We start from the raw sequence: 20,861 nt of genomic DNA, 5'->3' as shown, positions 1-20,861 counted from the left end.
ATGACCACATTTCTCATCACCGGCGCAGGCAGCGGATTCGGCAAGGAGATCGCACTGCGGTTGGCCGCGCAGGGACACGACGTGATCGCCGGCGTGGAGATCATCGCGCAGGTCAACGCGCTTCGCGCCGAGGCGATCACCCGCGACGTCGACCTTCGCGTGGAGAAGCTCGACGTCACCGACGAGGGTGATCGACTCAACGCCTTCACGTGGGATGTCGACGTCTTGCTGAACAACGCCGGCGTCTCCGAGGGCGGGTCGACCGTGGACATCCCGGCGGCGAATCTCCGACGACAGTTCGAGGTCAACGTGATCGGGCCGATCCTGCTCACCCAGGGCATCGCCAAGCAGATGGTGTCCAAGAAGGCGGGCAAGATCGTGTTCATGTCGTCGGTCGCCGGGCTCACCGTCGACCCGTTCACCGGCGCCTACGCCGGCTCCAAACACGCCGTGGAGGCCTTCGCCGACGCACTCGACCAGGAACTCGCTGAATTCGGCATCACGGTGGCGACCGTCAACCCAGGACCGTTCCTCACCGGGTTCAACGACACCATGTTCGAGACCTGGAAGACCTGGGTCGACGACCCGTCGACCCGCCTGTTCGACTACGAGAAGCTCGCCTTCCCGCATGAGCAGCACGATCCCGACGAGGTCATCACCACCACGATCGACGTGCTGACCGGAGAGGACACCGCCTACCGACACGTGCTACCCACGAGCACCGTCGACGACATCCGTGCCCAGACCGAATCCCAGTGGGACCGCACGCTCAACGACGGGCAGCGACCAGAACTCGTGCAGACCGCCTACGACATCACGCCGTACACCCCGGTGAACCCGAAGAGCTGACGAGCCGGGAAACACCGGCGCACACATACACGAATTCCCCTCGTCCCGCGCGTATTCGGCGCGGAGCAAGGGGAATTCGTGTTCCAGTGGGGTGCTCAGGCGCTCACAGGTTGATCATGTGACCCAGCGCGCCGTGGTAGGTCTCCTGCAGAGCCTCGCTCAGCGTCGGGTGGGTGTGCACGTTGCGGCCGAGCTCACGAGCGGTCAGATCCCACTTCTGCGCCAGCGTCATCTCCGGCAGCAGCTCGGAGACACTGTCTCCCACCATGTGCCCGCCGAGCAGTTCGGCGGTCTCGGCGTTGGTGACGAGCTTGACGAAGCCGGCGGTCTCGGCCATGCCGCGCGCCTTGCCGTTCGCGCTGAACGGGAAGGTGGTGACCTTCACATCGAAGCCGGCATCGCGTGCCTGTGCCTCGGTGAGACCGAAGCTCGCGACCTGCGGCTGGCAGAACGTCGCCCGCGGCATGAAGCGGTAGTCGCCGAGCGTCATGGTCTCGGCGCCCGCGATCGTCTCGGCGGCCACCACACCCTGTGCCTCGGCAACGTGAGCGAGCTGGAGCTTGGCGGTGACGTCGCCGATCGCATAGATACCGGGGACGTTGGTGCGCATGAAGTCGTCGATGGCGATCGCGCCGCGCTCGGTGAGCTCGACGCCGGTCTTGTCGAGCCCGAAGCCCTCGACGCGAGGGGCGAAGCCCACCGACATGAGCACCCGATCGGCGGTGAGCTCGCCGGAGTCACCCTTCTTGTCCTTGTAGGTCACCACGACCTTCGAACCCTGGTCGTCGACGGTTTGCACCGCGGTGGAGGTCAGCACCTTCACACCGAGCTTCTTGTAGGCCTTGGCGATCTCCTTGGACACGTCGACGTCCTCGTTGGGCAGCACCCGGTCGAGGAATTCGACGATGGTCACGTCCACGCCGTAGTTGGCCAGCACGTAGCCGAACTCCATGCCGATCGCGCCGGCTCCGACGATCACGATGCTCTCGGGCAGCTCACGGGTGAGGATCTGGGTCTCGTAGGTGACCACGTTGTCCGAGAGTTCGACGCCGGGAAGCAGTTTCACCGTCGACCCGGTGTCGATGATGCAGTTGTCGAAGGTGACCTCCTTGTCGCCCACCTTGATGGTGTGCGCATCGAGGAACTCGCCGTGCCCCTCGATCTCGGTGATCTTGTTCTTCTTGTTCAGGTAGTGGACACCCTTGGCGCTGGTGTCGGCCACGTTGCGACTGCGGTCGAATGCCGCCCCGAAGTCGAACGACACGTCGCCGCTGATGCCGAAGGTCTTGGCCTCGTGGGTGAATACGTGTGCGAGTTCGGCGTTGCGCAGCAACGCCTTCGACGGGATACACCCGACGTTCAGGCACACACCGCCCCAGTACTTCTCTTCGATGATTCCGACGGTCTGCCCGAGTTGTGCGCACCGGATCGCGGCGACGTAACCACCCGGACCTGCGCCCAGGACAACTGTGTCAAAGTGTTCAGCCACGAGGTCCACATTACGACTCCCCTGTTCGCGGGGCACACTGGTGGTCGTGTCACAGGCCCATACCCCGCTGACGATCGACGTCGCGTTGAGCATCGGGAGCCCCGATGTGGTGACCGCACTCGTCATCGTCGCCGTGCTCGCGCTCTACTGGTGGTGCTGGCGGCGATCGACGTTGTCGCTGGGCCGGGCCCTACTGTTCACCATCCTCGGAGCCGGGGTGTGGCTGGCCTCGGCGGTCAGTTTCATCGGCGCCTACGCCGACGTGCTGTTCTGGGTGCGGGCGCTGCAGTTCGTGCTGCTCCTGCTGGTGGTGCCGTTCGGCCTCGCGCTGGGGATGCCGCTGACCGCGCTACGCGACGCAGTCGGCGAACGCGGGCGTCGGCGCATCGACGCCGCACTGCGCTCACGGTTTCTCCGGGTGCTCACCAGCCCTCCAGTCACCTCCGCGGGCGTGCTCGCGTTGCCCTGGCTGATCTACTTCACCGGCTGGTACGAGACCATCCTGCGCAACAATGTGGTCGACGTCGCAACCCGGCTGCTGATGGTCGCGATCGGCTTCGGCTACTTCTACACCCGCCTGCAGCTCGACCCGGTCCCACGCCGCTACCCGCAGGCGCTGTCGCTGGGCATCACCGTGATCGAGACCATCGGCGACGGCATCCTCGGCATCGTCATCTGGCAGGGACCGCTGATCGCGGCCGGTTACTACGCTTCACTCGGCCGGCACTGGGGACCCGATATGCGGTTGGACCAGACCATCGGCGCGGGCATCCTGTGGATCCTCGGCGACGTGGTGGGCCTGCCGTTCCTGATGGCGCTGTTCGCGCGCTTCCGCGCCGACGAACGGGTGCGCGAACGCGAGGAGGACGCCCGGATCGAGGAACGCCACACCACCATGGCAACGACGGACACCACGTCGGGCGCAGCCGGGCCGACGCCGGCGCACCAGCACCAGCACGACGAACCTGCCGACACCGGACTCTGGTGGGAGAACGACCCCGGACTGCGCGACCGGTTCCGTCGGTGAGGGCAGACTGTGAACCATGACCGACCATCGCGGAGACCCTGACACCGATCCCTACCTCTGGCTCGAAGACGTCACCGGCGACACCGCACTGGAATGGGTCGCCGAACACAACGCCCCCACCGTCGCGGCACTGACGGGAACCGAGCGTTTCGCACAGATGCAGGCGCAGACCCTCGAGGTGCTCGACACCGACGACCGCATCCCGTTCGCCCGCAGGCGTGGCGAGTATCTCTACAACTTCTGGCGCGACGCCACCCACCCGCGCGGCCTGTGGCGCCGGACCACACCGGAGTCCTACCGCACCGAGCGCCCCGACTGGGATGTGCTGATCGACGTCGGCGCACTCGCACGCGAGGACGACGAGAACTGGGTCTGGAAGGGCGCGCTGGTGTTGCGTCCACAACGCGACCGCGCACTGGTGCTGCTGTCCCGCGGCGGCGCCGACGCCAGCGTCGTCCGCGAATTCGATCTCACTGCCCGCAGCTGGGTCACCGACGGGTTCACGCTGCCCGAGAACAAGTCCGACGTGGGCTGGATCGACCGCGACACCATCTACGTGGGCACCGAGTTCACCGACGGTGAATCCAGCGGTACCGATGACGGCAAGCCCGCACTCACCGATTCCGGCTATCCGCGGGTGGTCAAGCGCTGGACCCGCGGCACACCGCTGAGTGCGGCGACCACCGTCTTCGCCGGCGAGGTCTCCGACGTCGCGGTCGGTGCCACCTACGACGACACTCCCGGTTTCGAGCGCCACTTCGTCAGCCGGGCGGTGGACTTCTTCAACTCGCTCACCTACGAATTGCGTGACGGTGCAGCCGTTCTCGTCGACACACCGACCGATGCTCATGTCACCGTGCGTAACCAGTGGCTGTTCGTGCTGACGCGGTCGGAGTGGAAGCTCGAGGGTATGACGTATCCGGCAGGCGCCCTGCTGGTCTTCGACTATGAGGACTTTCTCGCCGGCGTCCGCGAAGCGACCGTGCTGTTCACCCCGGATCCCCACACCAGTCTCGAGGACTTCACGTTCACCCACGACCACCTGGTGATGGTGACCCTGTACGACGTGCGCACCCAGCTCGCGGTGGCCACACTCGGCGACTGGTCGCTGCGGGAGCTGCCCGGTGTACCGGCGCTGGCGACGGTCAGCGTGCTCGACACCGATCCCGACCACAGCAACGAGATCTCGTTGCTGTCGAGCAGCTTCACCTCGCCGCCGACGCTCCTGTACGGCACCACCGACGCCGGTGTCGAGGTGCTCAAGCAGTCACCGTCGTTCTACGACAGCTCGCAGGTGAGCGTGCAGCAGCATTTCGCCACCTCCGACGACGGCACCGCGATTCCGTATTTCGTGGTCAAACGCGACGACGTCGAATCCGGACCCACGCTGCTCTACGGTTACGGCGGATTCGAGAACTCCCAGACACCGGGGTACGCCGCGATCGCCGGGCGCAACTGGATCGACCGAGGCGGCATCTACGTGATCGCCAACATCCGCGGCGGCGGCGAGTACGGCCCGGCCTGGCACACCCAGGCACAGAAGGCGGGCCGGCATCTGGTGTACGAGGACTTCTCCTCGGTGGCCAAGGATCTGGTGAGCCGTGGATTGACCACCGTGGAACAACTCGGAGCCCAGGGCGGTTCGAACGGCGGACTGCTGATCGGCGTGATGCTCACCTCGTATCCGCAACTGTTCGGGTCACTGGTCAGTCAGGTACCGCTGATCGACATGCGGCGTTACCACCTGCTGCTCGCCGGAGCGTCCTGGATGGCCGAATACGGCGACCCCGACGATCCTGCGCAGTGGTCCTACATCTCGAAATACTCGCCGTACCAGAACATCCGCGCCGACGTCGACTACCCGCCGATACTGGTGACCACCTCCACCCGCGACGACCGAGTGCACCCCGGTCACGCCCGCAAATTCGTGGCGAGGCTCGAGGAAACCGGTCACCGGGTGCGCTATTACGAGAACATCGAGGGCGGGCACGGCGGTGCCGCCGACAACAAGCAGGCGGCGTTCAAGTCGGCGTTGGCCTATGAATTCCTGTGGCAGACACTGGCTCCCGGACAGGACTGACCATCAGCGACGCAGTGTCACCGCCGGACTCTCCCCGTATTCGGCCCCGTAGGTGGCCGCGAACCGGCCGAGATGTGTGAAGCCCCAGCGCACAGCGATGTCGGAGACGGTGTCGGTGAGTGGATCAGCCGCGGTCAGGTCCGCATGGGCGTGCCGCAGCCGTAATGCCCGGAGGTATTCCGAGGGCGTCGTGCCCAGGTGGGTACGGAAACCCGCCTGCAGTGCGCGCACGCTGACACCGACCTCATCGGCGATGTCGGGGATGGCGATCTGTTCACCCACTCTCGCGGCCAGGATGTCGGCCGCACGTCGTACAGGCCGGGGCAGAGCAGCAGCCGCGGCGGGTGCGTGCAACTCGGCGGAGTAGTTGTTGGCCTGGCTGAGCAACAGCTGATTCATCACCGTGTTGCCGAGTTCGGCGACAGCGAGGTTCTCGGACTCGACGCCCAGCAGATCGACGCATTCGACGAGTGTCCGCACCAATCGCACCCAGGCGCGTTCGGTGTTCCCGCTCAGCCGCATCGCCGGGTCGAATCGGATCGGATGACGTGGAGTCCGACCGAGCCGACGACGCAGTCGATCATGGAGTGCGGCGCTGTCGATGTGCACCAGGAGCTGCCGATTGCCGGTGAGCCAGCGCATCGAGACGGGGGACTCCGGCTGCAGAACCGACGCCACCGCCGGACTCGATTCCACCTCCCATCCTCGCCCGAGAATCCTCGCCTGCCCCGACAACGGGATCTGCACGAGGTAGAAGTCGTCGAGTTCCTTGGGATCGATCCGAACCGCACTGCCGTAGTCGAGGTAGTAGACCCCGACCGCGCCGAGCGCGACACCGTTGAACTGAGCCTCGAACCGCTCGTGGCGTTCGAGCGGAGCGAGTTGATGGCGACAGAATGCGTTGGCGACAGTCGCCCGCGCATCATCGACATCGCCGGATCGCGCGAGGGCAAATCGCCCGAGCGGGGTCGTGGATGACGGATACGCGGGGGCGGGGTCAGGCACTACGGTCATGGCGCTACTACTCCCTGGTGATGCCGCCAGATTACTGCGCTTTTCTGACTTCCGTCACGAAATCGTGTTAAGACTGCGTTCCGCTCATGCTTCGCCATCGTCAACTCTTCTCACGCCAACGCAATTCGGATACTCCGTGCGCTTCGCGCATAGACCCGCCACGTGGTCGTTCCTAGCGTGATCGTCCATCACCCCGACAACGCCGCCGTGATCCTCGGTGCACCGAACGGAGATTCCGATGACAGTTTCACCGCCGACCATTTCATCGCCGACCATTTCATCGCTGCCACAAGCGCACTCAGACGACACCGCGGCCCCGCTGGCCGGCCGGGTGGCGATCGTGTCCGGAGGAGCCACCGACATCGGGTGGGGCGTCGTCGCGAGTCTGTGCACCGCAGGTGCATCGGTTGTCGTCGCCGACATCGACACCGACCGCGGAAAACGTCTCGCCGACACCGACTCTGGGATCGTCTTCACCCAGACCGATCTCACCGACGATGTATCGCTGGCGACACTGGTGTCGACCACCGCCGACACGTTCGGCGGTATCGACATCCTCGTCAACCTCGCGTGTTCCTACGTCGACGACGGCTCGGCGACAACGCGTGCCGACTGGTTGAAAGCCCTCGACGTCAACCTCGTCAGCGCTGCTCTCCTGTCGGAAGCTGTTCGCCCCCATATGGTCTCGCGCGGTGGTGGGGTGATCGTCAACTTCGGTTCCATTTCCGCCAAGATCGCCCAGACCGGTCGCTGGGTGTATCCGGCGAGTAAGGCGGCAGTCGTGCAGCTCACCCGGTCGATGGCGATGGACTATGCGACCGACAACATCCGGGTCAACTCCGTCAGCCCCGGCTGGACATGGTCGAAGATCATGCGCGAACTCTCGCAGGGCGACCGCGCGAAGACCGATGCCGTTGCCGCACCCTTCCATCTGACTCGACGAGTCGGTGAGCCGACGGAGGTGGGCAACGTGATCGCCTTCCTCGTCTCTGATTCCGCTTCGGTGGTCACCGGTGCCGACTGGGCAGTGGACGGCGGTTACTCGGTCATCGGCCCCGAGGGGTGCGAGCCCGCCATCCCGCTACTTGCTCAGTAGCCACACTCCCCCATCCCGCCCCCATCCATCCCCGCCACAGAAAGCCATACCGAATCATGTCGATTATCACCATCATCGGAGCCGGACAATCCGGTCTTCAACTCGCAATCGGACTGCTGGACAACGGCTATGACGTCACGGTGGTCTCCGATCGCACACCTGATCAGATCGCCGGCGGACGGGTCACCTCCAGTCAGTGCATGTTCGGCTCGGCATTGGCGCGCGAAGCAGCACTGGGACTCGACTTCTGGAAGACCGAGTGTCCGAACGTCGAGGGGATCGGGTTCGCGGTTCCCGGACCCGAGAGCCAGCCCGCGTTCTCCTGGCAGTCACGTCTGGACCTGCCGGCGCAGTCTGTCGACCAGCGCGTGAAGATGCCGCGGTTCATCGACGAATTCATCACACGCGGAGGGAATTTCGTTCTGGAATCCGCGGACATCGCTGCGCTCGAGCGTCATTGCCTCCGATCCGACCTGGTCATCGTGGCCGCAGGCAAGGGCGAGATCGCCAGGCTGTTCACCCGAGACGACCAGCGATCCACCTTCACCGCACCCGCGCGCGCACTTGCCCTGACCTACGTCACCGGGATGACACCGCGCGAACCCTTCACCTCGGTGGCCTTCAACCTGATCCCCGGCATCGGCGAGTACTTCGTCTTCCCCGCGCTGACCGTCACAGGCCCATGCGAGATCATGGTGATGGAGGGTGTGCCCGGCGGTCCGATGGACTGCTGGAGCGACGTCACCTCACCGTCTGAACATCTCGACCGCGCCAAGTGGGTGGTCGACACCTTCACACCGTGGGAGTCCGCACGCACCAGAGCAGCTGAACTCACCGATTCCAACGGCGTACTGGCCGGGCGCTTTGCCCCCACGATCCGTCATCCCGTCGCCACCCTTCCCTCGGGTGCCGCGGTATTGGGTATGGGCGACGTCGTGGTGCTCAACGACCCGATCACCGGCCAGGGCAGCAACAACGCCAGCAAATGCGCGGCGTCGTATCTGGCGAGCATCCTCGAGCACGGAGAGGCACCGTTCGACGCGGCCTTCATGTCCGAGACATTCGAACGGTACTGGGACTACGCGAAATATGTGGTCGGGTGGACCAACGCACTGCTCGCGCCGCCTCCTGAACACGTGCTGGCCCTGCTCGGCAGCGCGGCCGGTGATCGCCGTATCGCCCGCCGCTTCGCCAATGACTTCGACGATCCCCGGGACTTCTTCAACTGGTTCATGGATCCGCAGCTCGCTGCCGCCGAATACCTCCAGCCGGTCGCGTCATGAGTCCCACGATCGCGATCGTGGGCGCCGGACAGTCGGGCGCACTCCTGGCACTGGCACTGCGACGCGACGGCTACGACGTCACCGTGGTCACCGACCGCACACCAGAGCAGGTGCGCAACGGCCCGGTGTTGTCGAGTCAATGCATGTTCTCCTCCGCGCTGGCGCTCGAAGCCGATCTCGGACTCGATCACTGGCCGGGTGTGGTCCCCGAGATCGGCCGCATGTCGATCACTCTGGCCTGCCCACCCGGAGCCACTCCACAGGGCGATGCCCCGATACACCTCGTCGGCAGTCTCGACGATCATGCCGCGTCGGTGGATCAGCGACTCAAGTGCGCGCAGTGGATGGACGACTTCGTCGATCTCGGTGGCACCCTGTCCATCTCGGAGGTTGGGCCTGCAGAGCTCGCCGAGATACAGGCGACACATGACCTCACCGTCGTCGCCACCGGGACGAACGCTCTCGCCGAACTGTTCCCGGTGGACGGTGCCCGGTCGGTGCTCACCGACCCGCAACGCGTGGCGACGATGGTCTATGTGACCGGTATGGAACCCGATCCCAGCGGAGCCGACCTCACCATGACCGTCGTCGCGGGCGTCGGCGAATGTCTGACGATGCCCGCACTGGCCGCGGGCGGACCGTGTCATATCGTCCTGATCGAGGCGTCCCTCGATGGTCCGCTCGCGCCGGCGACTCCGCCGCAGGGTGCTCTCGCCCATCTCGACTACATACGTTCAGCTGCCGACGCGTACTTCCCCGAGGTTGCAGAGCGCCTGGGCGCCAGCGAGATCACCGACCCCCACGGGTTCCTGCACGGCACCGTGACCCCGGTTGTACGCAGGCCTGTCGCCACGCTGAACAGCGGCGGCAGAGTCATGGGAATGGCCGATGCGGTGGTGCTCAACGACCCGGTCACCGGCCAGGGCAGCAACAATGCGGTTCACTGTGCGTTCGTTTACCACCAGGCGATTGTCGCGCGCGGCGGCCAGCCGTTCGACGATTCGTGGATGCGACGAACATTCGAAAAGTATTGGCGCGGCTGGGGTCAATGGTCGGTCTCGTGGACCAACAGCGTGTTGTCCGGAATTCCGGCACATGTCGAGAAGGTCCTCGCCGAAGCCGACGGGCTGCCCACGCTCGCCGATGCGGTGGTCCGCGGATTCGACGATCCACGCACCGTACAGGGGTGGTGGTTCGGCCCCGCCGATGCCGAACGCCTCATCGAGTCGGCGCGTCGTGAGGAACGATCACGGTTCACCGCCCGTGAACTGCGCCGCGCACTGGGGCACTACGCCACTGGTGTGGCCGTCATCACCGCGGTCACCCCGCAGGGCCGCAAGGTGGGGATCACCGCCAACTCGTTCACCTCGGTATCCCTCGATCCGCCGCTGGTGTCGTTCTGTCCGGCGCGAACAGCGCCGAGTCTGGCGGACTTCCATGCGGCGGGTCGATTCGCGGTCAACATCCTCGCCGCCGACCAGCATGACCTCTCGCGTCAATTCGCCACTCCCTCACCGGACAAATTCGACGGCGTGGCCTACACCCTCAGCGATTCGGGAGTGCCGTTGCTCGATCGCGTCGTCGCCCGGTTCGAGTGCCGAACCGTCCAGCACGTCGACGCCGGCGATCACGTGATCGTCCTGGGACAGGTGGAGGACTTCACCGCACCCGGTGGGGATCCGCTCGTCTTCCACTCCGGGGGGTACCGGCTCGTCTCCACCCACCCCGACTACACGTGAACCGCACACAGTCGTTTCACCCGAACACCTTTCACCACGCACACACGCCACCTGCCAGAAACGCCACCGTCTTGACCACTCGTGAAGGAGCAGACGACATGTCCGACGCCGTGACCACCACCGGAATACACACACCGGGGGCACACACACCCGGGACTCACGACACCGCCCGCACCGAGCTGTCGGCATTCACCGACGCGCTCAGAGATGGCACTCTCGACGTGGTCGACCTCACCACCCCGCTGAGCAGTGCCACCCCGGCGTTGCGATTGCCTGCCCCGTTCGTGAACCTGATCGACTTCAGCCTCGAGGAGGTCAGTGCCTACAACGAGCCGGGACCATTCTGGCGGCACAACAACATTCACACCGGCGAGCACATCGGTACACACGTCGACGCACCGATCCACTGGGTCACCGGACGCGATGGTCACGATGTGTCCCAGATACCGGTGACACGTCTGATCGCGCCCGCTGCGGTGATGGATCTGCGCGCACAGGTGGCCGCCGATCCCGACTACCTGCTGACCGTCACCGACGTCGAAGAATGGGAGCAGACCCATGGCCGACTCACCGACGGTGTGTGGTTGCTGCTGCGCACCGGGTGGGAGACACGCGGTCACAGCGCGACCGAATTCCTCAACACCGACGACAACGGTTCCCACACACCGGGTGTCGATGTCGACTGCGCCCGGTGGCTGGCCACCGAACGACCCGTTGCCGGGCTGGGTGTGGAGACGGTGGGTGTTGACGCCGGACTCGCCGGCGGATTCGATCCGGCCTTCCCGGTGCACAACTTCTTCCTCGGCAACGACAAGTACGGCCTCACCTCGCTGCGCAATCTCGGACGACTCCCCGCCACGGGCGCGGTGATCGTCGTCAGTCCGCTGCCGATTGTCGGCGGAACCGGCAGTCCGGCACGGGTGTTGGCCATAGTCGACAGTCATACCGCGTCAGTGGACAGTCACACCGCGTCATGAGCCGCGACAGTGATGTGGTGGTGATCGGTTCCGGCATCAACAGTCTCGTCGCCGCCGCCGAATTGGCCCTCGCCGGTCGCTCGGTGACCCTGATCGAACGCAACCGGACACTGGGTGGATTCATCGACTCCGGCCCGCGCACGGTGACGGGATTCGTCCACGACACCTACTCCTCGTGGCACCCACTGTTCGTGTCGTCGGCCGCATACGGTGCGCTCGGAGAGGAACTCTCGGCACGCGGCCTGCGATATCGCAACACCGACGAGGCACTGACGGCCGGGGTGAACTCGCACGGCTGTGCGGCGATCGCCTACCGCGACCCCGAGCGCACCGTCGCCGGATTCGACCAGACATCCGACGCGGACGCATATCGGACGATGCTCACCGAGTTACACGTCCACGGACCGGCCGTGTTCGGCGCTCTCGGCACCGAACTCGATCGACGAGGACTTGCGGCATTGGCCGTCTCGACAATCCGATCCCAGCGATCCGCCACGGAAGATCTCGTACGCGAAGCACTGTCGTCGGGACGGAGCTTTCTCCAGTCTCGGTTCTCGGGTTCGGAGACCGACCGGCTGTGGTCGCCGTGGCTGTTACACGCCGGGCTGACCCCCGATTCGGCAACCGGCGGCGTGATGTTGCCGGTGATGGCGGGCACGATGCATCAGTTCGGCCTACCGGTGGTCGAAGGCGGAGCGCGCAACTTCGTGAACGCCTTTCATCGCATTCTCGCCGACCACGGCACGCAGATGGTCCTGGGCGACGCGGCAACCGAGATCGTGATCGCAGACGGCCGGGCAGTGGCGGTGCGCACCGCGAACGAGGAGTACCGCGCAGGTCTGGGCGTCGTCGCCTCGGTCACCCCGCAGGCGCTCTACACACAGCTGCTCGCCCCAGGCACCGTCGACGAGCGGACGCGCGCGGCGGCGCGGTCGTATCGATTCGGTCGGGGCGCCATGCAGATCCATCTCGCTCTCGACACACCGGTGCCATGGGATGACGCACGGCTCGGGGCCGTCCCGCTGATCCATCTGACCGCGGGAGCCGCTTCCATCGCCGTCGCATGCGCCGAGGCGAGTGCGGGGTTGCTGCCACGCCGGCCAACCGTGGTCATCGGCCAGCAATGCGTGCTCGACCCGTCGCGCGCACCAGCGGGCAAGGCGACGCTGTGGATCCAGCTTCAGGAGGTCCCGTATACGCCGGTCGGCGATGCCGCGGCGCAGATAGACACATCCGACGGTTGGACCGAACAGGTGCGCACCGCCTATGCCGACCGTGTCATCGCCCAGATAGCCGAGCTGGCAACAGGATTCGAGCGAACCATCCTCGGACGCGACATCATCGCGCCGACGGACCTCGAAGCACACAACCACAATGCGGTCGGTGGTGATCCCTACTGCGGGAGCGCCGAGATCGACCAGAATCTGCGCTGGCGTCCGATCACCTCACACGGTCGCCATCGCACCGACATCGACGGCCTGTGGCATATCGGGGCGGCCACCCATCCGGGGCCGGGCCTCGGTGGGGGATCAGGCCATCTCGTCGCACGCCAGATCATTTCCGGCGGTTCCCGTCGGCGCCTGAGGAGGCTTCTGCCATGACCGGTTCGATCACCACCGACGCGTCAAACACCGCCGAGTCGGCACAGCGCTGTTACGGACCCACCGTAGCCGACGTCGTCGGTCGCACACTTGCCGATCTCGGGGTCGGGCACGGTTTCGGTGTGGTGGGCAGCGGCAACTTCGTGATGACCAATGCATTGCGCGCAGGCGGTGTCGACTTCACCGCGGCCCGTCACGAGGGTGGGGCGGCGACGATGGCCGACGCCTACACGAGGATGTCGGGCCGTGTCGGTGTGGTGTCGCTTCATCAGGGATGCGGCTTGACCAACGCCGTCACCGGTATCGCAGAAGCGGCCAAGAGCCGTACACCCATGCTCGTGCTCACCGCGGACGCGCAGGCAGACGCCCTTCGTTCGAACTTTCGCATCGAACAGGATGCGCTCGTGCGCAGCGTCGGCGCCCTCTCCTTTCGCGTGTACTCCGCACAGACTGCGGTCACCGATGTGATCCGCGCTTACCGAGCCGCGGTGACCGGCCGGCGAACTGTGGTACTCAACGTGCCCATCGACATCGCCGCGCAGGCTGCCGATGTCGAGGGACCGATCGTCGCCGACATCACCGTTGCCCGGTGCCGACCCGCTGTCACATCCGTCGCAATGTTCGCGGACATCCTCCAGCACGCACAACGCCCCGTCTTCGTCGCCGGACGGGGAGCACGGGGGGCCCGCGAGGAGATCCTTGGTCTCGCCCACAGCGTGGGCGCACTGGTTGCCACCTCGGCTGTCGCCAACGGGTTGTTCGCCGGCGCCGACGTCGACCTCGGCATCTCCGGCGGATTCTCCTCGCCCACCACGGCGGAACTGATCGCCGATGCCGATCTCGTCGTGGGGTGGGGATGCGCGTTGAACATGTGGACCACCCGGCACGGGCGTCTGATCGGCGCGGCGAAAATCGTCCAGATCGACGACGACAGCGATGCGCTCGGCGCTCACCGACAGATCGACCTGGGGATCCTCGGCGACTGCGCGCTCACCGCGACCGATGCGCTCACCGAACTCGGAGAGCGCAGGCACAACACCCGGGTCGGATATCGGACACCCGAGGTGCTCACGCGGGTGCGGGATTCGGCACGCTGGCGCGACGTCGCCGTCGACGACTCGTCGACCGACGAGCGCATCGACCCGAGAATGCTGACGATCGCGCTGGACGACCTGCTGCCGCGCGGGCGGTTGGTGTCGATCGACTCCGGGAATTTCATGGGTTACCCGTCCACACACCTGTCCGTGCCCGACGAGTTCGGCTTCTGCTTCACCCAGGCGTTCCAGTCGATCGGCCTCGGCCTGTACACAGCACTCGGCTCTGCGTTGGCCCGTCCGGACCGGCTTGGTGTGCTCGGTACCGGCGACGGCGGTTTCCTGATGTCGATAGCCGAGCTGGAGACCGCGGTCAGACTGCACATCCCGCTGGTGGTGATCGTGTACAACGACTCCGCCTACGGTGCCGAAGTGCACCACTTCGGGGATGCGGATATGACGACCGTGACCTTTCCCGACGTCGACATCGCCGCCATCGCACGGGGATTCGGGGCCGTCGGAGTGACGGTGCGTCGCCTCGGCGATCTCGACGCGGTGCGGGACTGGGTTGCCTCGACGGGCAACGCTGACCGATCCAGACCGCTGGTCATCGACGCGAAGATCACCGACGACGGCGGTGCGTGGTGGTTGACCGAGGCGTTCAGCGGGCACTGACGTTCAGCCGACCTGACCGCTCGCGGCTTCAGCCTTCAGCGCCGCCCGATCAACGACCCGATGATCCCCAGGACGAAGGCCACGACACCGCCGATGCCCACGTAGAGGGCGATGGTGCGCAGATCGGCGGCGGCATGGTCGATGAGGATGTCGGCAACGGTACGGGCAGAACTCTCCGCGTCGGAGACCTCGTCCTTGGCGCGCGAATCGACGACAACCGAGCCGACGAACGACACCGCGGCGGCGACGACCACCCCGAGTCCGAGCACCGAGAGTGTGAAGCCCCGGCGCCTGGCCACCAGCAGCGCGCCGAGTGCGGCGATGACGAAGGCCGCGAGACTCACATAGGCCCAGGTGCGGATCTGACCGCTCACCTCGTGATAGCGGCCGGCCCGCAGGCCGCTGCGCTTGCCCTCGTCGAGTGGAACGGTGATCTTGCCGGGCAGACTGATGCCGCTCAGGTTCGCGGTGTCCAGAGCCCGGCGGACCATCGAGGTGAGGTCGAGCTGCAGCACCCCCTCACGCTCGGCGGTCGTGGTCGGTTCGTCGAACAGGTAATCGTGCTGCTGTGCGACGGCATCACCGAAGTCATCGGGGAACATCGACGACGAGACATAGCGGTCGGCCGCACTGCGCACGAGTGAGGTGGGTGTCGCAGCACCCATGAGGTCGTCGACCTGCCGCACGATCTCCTCGGACACCGCCGACTGGAGATCTTTGTCGTGTGCGGCGTCGACGGACATCGTGCGGAATCCGTCGCGGTCGATCACCTTCTGCGTGGCCCACATCGACGGCAATGCGATGACGCAGGCGACCACGGCGACCAGAACGAGCAGTGCCGACAAGAAAGTACGCATGCTCGCGGTGGCTCCTACTCGCCGATGGTGTCCCGGGCGCGGCTGACGATGAGCGGGTCGGGTTCGCTCACGATCTCGTGGTCCTTGCCCTCGTATTCGAATTTGCTGAGCACATAGCGCATCGCGTTGATGCGGGCGCGCTTCTTGTCATTGCTCTTGACCACCGTCCACGGTGCCCAGTCGGTGTCGGTCGCCGCGAAATTCGCTTCCTTGGCCGCGGTGTAGGCATCCCACTTGTCGAGGGAAGCGATGTCCATCGGCGACAGCTTCCACTGGCGGACCGGGTCGACCTGGCGGATCGCGAAGCGAGTGCGCTGTTCCAGCGGTGTCACCGAGAACCAGAACTTCACCAGACTGATGCCGTCGTCGACGATCATCTTCTCGAATCCGGGAGTCTGACGCATGAACTCCTCGTACTGCGCGTCGGTGCAGAACCCCATCACCCGCTCGACACCGGCCCGGTTGTACCAGGACCGGTCGAACAGGATGACCTCACCGGCGGACGGGAAGTGCCGGATGTAGCGCTGGTAGTACCACTGAGTCGATTCCTTCTCGGTGGGCTTCTCCAGCGCCACCACCCGCGCGCCACGTGGGTTGGTGTGCTCCATGAACCGCTTGATGGTGCCGCCCTTGCCGGCGGCGTCGCGCCCCTCGAACACGATGATGTGGCGCTGTCCGGTCTCCTTGGACCACTGCTGCAGCTTGAGCATCTCGATCTGCAGCAACCGCTTGGTGGCCTCGTATTCCGAACGCTTCATGCGCTCGTCATAGGGGTAGTCCTCACGCCAGGTGTCCACCACGTTGCGCGTCGGCAACGTGATGAGCACCGGATCGTCGTCGTCGTTGTCGTCGACCTCGAAGTTCGTGGTGTCGTGCAGGTCCACGAGATCCTGCAGTGCCTGGCGGCCCGAGACCTTGCTGAAGTCGGGGTAGAGGGGTGCGTCGATGTCGACCTGCGGTGCAGTCTCACTCATGAGGTAAGCGTAAACGCTGATGCACGACTACCCGACGCCGAAATCATCAGCGCGGCTGGGTTACCTGACCCACAGGCTTCACGCCGCCGGTCGGATCGCCGAGCCACAGCGAGCCACCGCCGAGGCAGAACTGCCCGCTGGTCGAGTCGAAGGCACCGGCGAAACCACCGGCGCAGCGCGCGCCGCCGTCACCGGCATAGGAGCGGCCGCCCCAGCCGGCCAGTGCCACCGACACTCCGCCGTTGTGTGCGCGGGCCAGCGAGTTACCACCGGGGCCGGTGGTGACCGAGAACGAGTAGCCGCGGGTGTCGGCACCTGCGAGCGCGCTGGAGTTGGGCTGCATGTTGATCGCGTTGGCGTTACCGCCGGTCTTGGCGACCGCCACGGCCATACCGCCGTCCCCGAGGTTCATCGCGCGCGCCGAGCTGGTCGCGTCGGCGATCGCACCGCAGCCACCGTCGTCGGTGAGGTGATGTTCTTGAGAGTTCGCCGCCGAACAATTCGGTGCGGCCTGTGCCGCACCCTCCCCCAGAACCGCCAAAGTCGTTGCAGCCGAACCAATCAGCCCTACTGCAAGAATACGGCGGGCCAGCCGGCCCCGGCCGCTTCGACGACTTGCTCCACTATTTCCGACGACCACGCCGCGAACACCCACGAACCACTCCACCTGTTGCTGTCGATCTGACACCCGCACTCGGTCGGGCATCACGAGGCTACCCTCCCGCCGACCGCACACCCGGCTCCGACGGCATCGGTCAGGTAACGAATTCAGGCGGCGGCGGTGCGGCGTTGCACTTCCTTGGTGAGCCCTTTGGCCGCAGTGTCCACGGCGATCTTCTGACCACGCTTGACCACGAGGCCGGGCACCTTGATCTTCAGGTCGATCTCCAGGGTGAACTCCACATGAGATCCGTCACCACTGGGTGTCACCTCGTAGCGACCATGTTGTGTGTCAAGGATTTTCGACTCCACCAGCTCCCACTCACAGGTGTTGTCGGTCCACGAGTAGCGCAGCGTCTGCTGGTCGGAGAGGCCGATCATCGACACCTCGATGCGTACCAGTGACGGCCGGGAATCGTCGTCGCGTTCGAGCACCTCCACCGACTTGTGCGGGTCCGACCATTCGGGCAGCGATTCCACGTCCAGCAAGACGCCCATCACCGCATCCGGGGTTGCCTCGATCTCGAAATCGGTCTTCGCGCTCACAGTCATGGAAGTGCAATCTACCGGTCGGGGCGCTCGCCTCGACGCAGGTTCGACAAACGCTTCCCGGCACGTCACCGGTGACCGGAGGCGGCCGGTGGTGGTCAGTGTGTGCGGCGCTCGAGCCGCAGCGGCCACGCCTCGTCGGGGATGTCACCGATGGTGCAGGGCCGGTCGACGGCGGTGAACCAGCCGCGGTAGTGGAACACCTCGCCGATGATCGGGTTGGTCACCACGGCCTCGCACCGAAAGCGGTCCTCGTCGTCCTGCCACCATTCGCGATACCGCATCGAGAGTTCGAGCAGACCGCGCAGTCCGATGTTGGGGCCGACGGTGCTCGTCCAGCGCATCGGTCCGGTCTCGAGAAGGAGTCCGCCGTCCACGGTCACCGAGGGGGTGATCGGGTAGAGGTATTCGGGTCCGTCGCCGAAGTAGTCGACGAGTCCGGTCGGGTCGTCGACGAGCACCGAGTTGAGGTACTGATCCCCCGGACCGAAACCGAAGGTCCGCAACACCGCGAGGCATTCGCGGCCGAGTTCGTCGCGGTAGCAGTAGTTGCCCTGTTCGAAGGGCACGAGCCGGCTCGAACGGATGGCCAGCGAATGCCGCCGACGATGGAAACTCTTCACCGGACCGGGCAGCTTCGGCGAGCAATACACCGAGTCCATGATCCCGCTGACCATCTGCGCGACCCCCGACGCGGAGTCGATGCTGTAGCGCCACTGCAGATTGGGGTGCAGGTTGTCGAAGTCGCCTCCGAGTGCTGTGCGATAGACCGCGGTCATGGCCCGAAGATCACCCCCGTCGCAGACATCTCCTCGGCCGACCGGTCGTCGGCCATGGACCGTCGTGAAATGCTCACATACGCGACAATCCGGCCCGGACCAGTACCGTACTACGCCCTGCGCGCGGAGTCCGGCGGTTGCGCGAGGAGATGCCGACCGGTCGTCGGGACGCGCCGATCCGGCTGTCGCGGCTCAGGCCTGTCGCAGATCAGGCACTGACTCGCCGCTCGACCCGGCCGTCGGTCCCGATGATCTCCCGATCGATGTCGAGTCCGGGGTTGGCGCGCAGCCGGATGCGATCGGCGCGGTAGAGGTCGCGCCCGTACACCAGCGCCGTCCCGGCGGCATCCGTCATCTGTGCGGTGATCGACAACAGCGGCGCGCCGACGGGCACACCGAGCCACGCCGCCTGGTCGTCGTCGGCGGGCACCACCTCGATCGACTCGCTCGCCGACTCCGCATAGAGCCCGTAGCGGACCTGGACCAGCTCGCAGAGCGATCCGCCGAGCGGTTGTTCGAGCAGGTCGGGCACCTTCGCCGCGTGCATACATGCCCATTCGAGCGAGAGCGGAAGGTCGTCGGCCGAGCGCAACCGGTGGACGGTGATGACGGGCTCACCCAGCGCGATACCCAGGGTGGTGGCCTCCAGATCCGTCGCCGGCCGTCGCTCGGTGCCCAGCACCCTCGTGGTCCTGACCGGCTGCGCACCCTGGACCGCGACGTCGACCGCTGCTATCGGCGCGGCATCGCGCGTGACGATGTCGTGGCGTATGAAGGTTCCCCCGCCACGACCGGTCCGGCGTTCGATGATTCCCGCGTGCGCGAGCGGCAGCAGCGCGCTGCGCAGCGTCGACCGCGAGACCGAGAACAGCGCCGCCATTTCCCGTTCGGAACCGAGTCGATCCCCGGGTGCGAGCTGACCCGAGGCCATCATCGCCATGATCTGTCGCCGTACGTTCTCCGCGACAGGTCCCCCCTGCGTTTCCTGCATTGCTTCCCCCACAGAAGCCGGCCGTCGAGCGGCCGGTGTGTATGTCGACCGGCACCCCCGTGCCGGTCGATGAACCGAATCAGCCGGAGGCCGCCATCGCCGCCTCTCCCACAGCAATGGACATTCCGGTGTCCGTCGAGGCGATCACTCGCGTCGACACGTCACATGCATCGGCCAGCCAGTGACTGTCCGACACATAGCGCTGCGCCACATCTGCTGTACCGCAGGCAAATCCGTCAGTGACCACGCGGGCGATGTCGGCCTCGGGATGTGTGCCGATCCACGCCGTGAGCATCAGCCGGCGAAGCATCACGAAGGTCGGGACCATCGCCCGGTGCACGTGGTCGAGCACGCGAACCGATCGGTAGCCGCGCATCCACTCGGCGATCATCTCCTCGGCCTCGTCACTGCCCTCGATCCACGAGACCACTGCGGCGAGGTCGGCGAGCAGCCATGTCCAGCCCGAGTCGTCGAAATCGATGACCGTGATCTCGCCGGCGTCGTCGAGCATCAGGTTCGAGTGCCTCAGGTCGGCATGGACCAGTCCGAACCTGTCCGGCGTCGTCCCGTAGTCGCGCAGACGGGAGGCCACGAGCCGGACAGCCGGAGCGATCGCCGCCGCGTACTCGGGTGTCATCCCTGGCGCATCCTGCCATCTCCCCCAGCGTCCGGCGGCACCGAGTGTGGTCGACAGATCCCAGCGGAACCGCGAGAAGTGTTGTGGCACAGTCCATGACCGCACATGGTCATGCATGGTGGCGGTGATCTCCCCGAGGTCGCGATAGCCGATGGCATCGGGGCGCTCCTCGGCCGTGGCGCCCTCGATGAAGCCGAAGGCCGAGACGAACCGGGATACCTCCGACCCACCGGGACGTACGTCGATCACCCGCTCGCCCGAGAGCGCCGGCACCACCTGGGCAGTGGCGATGCCGGTGTCACGGCGCAGTGCGGTCATCCAGTCGAGTTCGGACTCGATTGCCACCCGCGAGTGATAGCCGGGGCGGTGGACGCGCAGGACGATGCGCTCGGTGCCGTCCTCGGCCAGGAAGGTGGCGTTCTCGCTCATGCCCAAGCAGGTGAGACGAGCATCGGCGAGGCCGAAAGCGCTCGCCGCGACCGCGGCGAATTTCTTCGCGTGGTCCATCGACGTCGTCATGTCACCTCCTCGCAGGCCATACTGGTCGACC

18 protein-coding genes are annotated in these 20,861 nt (G+C 65.8%); 9 read left to right on the top strand and 9 right to left on the bottom strand.

What is annotated here, in order from left to right; translation table 11 throughout:
• Complete coding sequence (locus IEW22_RS02930) at positions 1-849, top strand: SDR family oxidoreductase (protein WP_188585101.1); 849 nt, start codon at positions 1-3, stop codon at positions 847-849.
• A 103-nt stretch (positions 850-952) separates the two neighbouring features.
• Here the strand turns inward: IEW22_RS02930 and lpdA are convergent, their stop codons facing one another.
• Positions 953-2,338 carry a dihydrolipoyl dehydrogenase gene (gene lpdA, locus IEW22_RS02925; protein WP_188585100.1) on the bottom strand — a complete coding sequence of 462 codons (1,386 nt, stop codon included), beginning with the start codon at positions 2,336-2,338 and terminating at the stop codon, positions 953-955.
• A 46-nt stretch (positions 2,339-2,384) separates the two neighbouring features.
• On the opposite strand from lpdA, the gene IEW22_RS02920 reads away from it, so the two are divergent.
• On the top strand, positions 2,385-3,365 hold the full coding sequence (locus tag IEW22_RS02920) for a cytochrome c oxidase assembly protein (protein WP_188585099.1): 981 nt from the start codon (positions 2,385-2,387) through the stop codon (positions 3,363-3,365).
• A 16-nt stretch (positions 3,366-3,381) separates the two neighbouring features.
• On the top strand, positions 3,382-5,445 hold the full coding sequence (locus IEW22_RS02915) for a prolyl oligopeptidase family serine peptidase (RefSeq protein WP_188585098.1): 2,064 nt from the start codon (positions 3,382-3,384) through the stop codon (positions 5,443-5,445).
• A gap of 3 nt (positions 5,446-5,448) precedes the next feature.
• Here the strand turns inward: IEW22_RS02915 and IEW22_RS02910 are convergent, their stop codons facing one another.
• Positions 5,449-6,459: an AraC family transcriptional regulator gene (locus tag IEW22_RS02910; protein ID WP_188585097.1), complete on the bottom strand. Its 1,011-nt coding sequence runs from the start codon at positions 6,457-6,459 to the stop codon at positions 5,449-5,451.
• A gap of 238 nt (positions 6,460-6,697) precedes the next feature.
• Between IEW22_RS02910 and IEW22_RS02905 the strand changes: the two genes are divergently transcribed.
• From IEW22_RS02905 to IEW22_RS02880, 6 genes are all read left to right on the top strand, one after another.
• Positions 6,698-7,555 carry an SDR family oxidoreductase gene (locus tag IEW22_RS02905; protein WP_188585096.1) on the top strand — a complete coding sequence of 286 codons (858 nt, stop codon included), beginning with the start codon at positions 6,698-6,700 and terminating at the stop codon, positions 7,553-7,555.
• Between the two features lie 56 nt (positions 7,556-7,611).
• The gene (locus IEW22_RS02900; protein ID WP_188585095.1) at positions 7,612-8,838 is read left to right on the top strand and encodes a styrene monooxygenase/indole monooxygenase family protein; all 1,227 of its coding nucleotides are present in this window, start codon (positions 7,612-7,614) and stop codon (positions 8,836-8,838) included.
• Positions 8,835-10,577, top strand: a complete 1,743-nt coding sequence (locus IEW22_RS02895; RefSeq protein WP_188585094.1) for a flavin reductase — start codon at positions 8,835-8,837, stop codon at positions 10,575-10,577. Before IEW22_RS02900 ends, IEW22_RS02895 begins: the two co-directional genes overlap by 4 nt.
• 98 nt (positions 10,578-10,675) lie before the next feature.
• Positions 10,676-11,554 carry a cyclase family protein gene (locus tag IEW22_RS02890; protein WP_188585093.1) on the top strand — a complete coding sequence of 293 codons (879 nt, stop codon included), beginning with the start codon at positions 10,676-10,678 and terminating at the stop codon, positions 11,552-11,554.
• On the top strand, positions 11,551-13,155 hold the full coding sequence (locus tag IEW22_RS02885) for a phytoene desaturase family protein (RefSeq protein ID WP_188585092.1): 1,605 nt from the start codon (positions 11,551-11,553) through the stop codon (positions 13,153-13,155). Before IEW22_RS02890 ends, IEW22_RS02885 begins: the two co-directional genes overlap by 4 nt.
• Positions 13,152-14,864 carry a thiamine pyrophosphate-binding protein gene (locus IEW22_RS02880; protein ID WP_188585091.1) on the top strand — a complete coding sequence of 571 codons (1,713 nt, stop codon included), beginning with the start codon at positions 13,152-13,154 and terminating at the stop codon, positions 14,862-14,864. The genes IEW22_RS02885 and IEW22_RS02880 overlap by 4 nt, the downstream gene beginning before the upstream one ends.
• A gap of 35 nt (positions 14,865-14,899) precedes the next feature.
• Here IEW22_RS02880 and IEW22_RS02875 read toward each other — a convergent pair whose 3' ends face one another.
• The 7 genes from IEW22_RS02875 to IEW22_RS02845 all read right to left on the bottom strand — a co-directional run bounded on the left by IEW22_RS02875 (position 14,900) and on the right by IEW22_RS02845 (position 20,830).
• Entirely contained in the window at positions 14,900-15,721 is an 822-nt protein-coding gene (locus tag IEW22_RS02875) for a hypothetical protein (protein ID WP_188585090.1), read from the bottom strand.
• 14 nt (positions 15,722-15,735) lie between these two features.
• Entirely contained in the window at positions 15,736-16,695 is a 960-nt protein-coding gene (gene ppk2 / locus IEW22_RS02870; RefSeq protein ID WP_188585089.1) for a polyphosphate kinase 2, read from the bottom strand.
• Between the two features lie 46 nt (positions 16,696-16,741).
• Positions 16,742-17,335, bottom strand: coding sequence for a DUF6764 family protein (locus IEW22_RS02865; RefSeq protein WP_308421355.1), 594 nt, complete (start codon positions 17,333-17,335; stop codon positions 16,742-16,744).
• Positions 17,336-17,463: 128 nt separating this feature from the next.
• Positions 17,464-17,907, bottom strand: a complete 444-nt coding sequence (locus IEW22_RS02860; RefSeq protein WP_188585088.1) for an SRPBCC family protein — start codon at positions 17,905-17,907, stop codon at positions 17,464-17,466.
• 95 nt (positions 17,908-18,002) lie between these two features.
• The gene (locus tag IEW22_RS02855; protein WP_188585087.1) at positions 18,003-18,683 is read right to left on the bottom strand and encodes a DUF4166 domain-containing protein; all 681 of its coding nucleotides are present in this window, start codon (positions 18,681-18,683) and stop codon (positions 18,003-18,005) included.
• 208 nt (positions 18,684-18,891) lie between these two features.
• Positions 18,892-19,674, bottom strand: a complete 783-nt coding sequence (locus tag IEW22_RS02850) for a GntR family transcriptional regulator (RefSeq protein ID WP_188585086.1) — start codon at positions 19,672-19,674, stop codon at positions 18,892-18,894.
• Positions 19,675-19,753: 79 nt separating this feature from the next.
• Entirely contained in the window at positions 19,754-20,830 is a 1,077-nt protein-coding gene (locus tag IEW22_RS02845) for a phosphotransferase enzyme family protein (protein WP_188585085.1), read from the bottom strand.
• Positions 20,831-20,861 lie beyond the last annotated feature (31 nt).

This window comes from Gordonia jinhuaensis (assembly GCF_014639795.1).
GTDB lineage: Bacteria > Actinomycetota > Actinomycetes > Mycobacteriales > Mycobacteriaceae > Gordonia_B > Gordonia_B jinhuaensis.
This window is presented reverse-complemented; position numbering and strand designations above follow the sequence as displayed.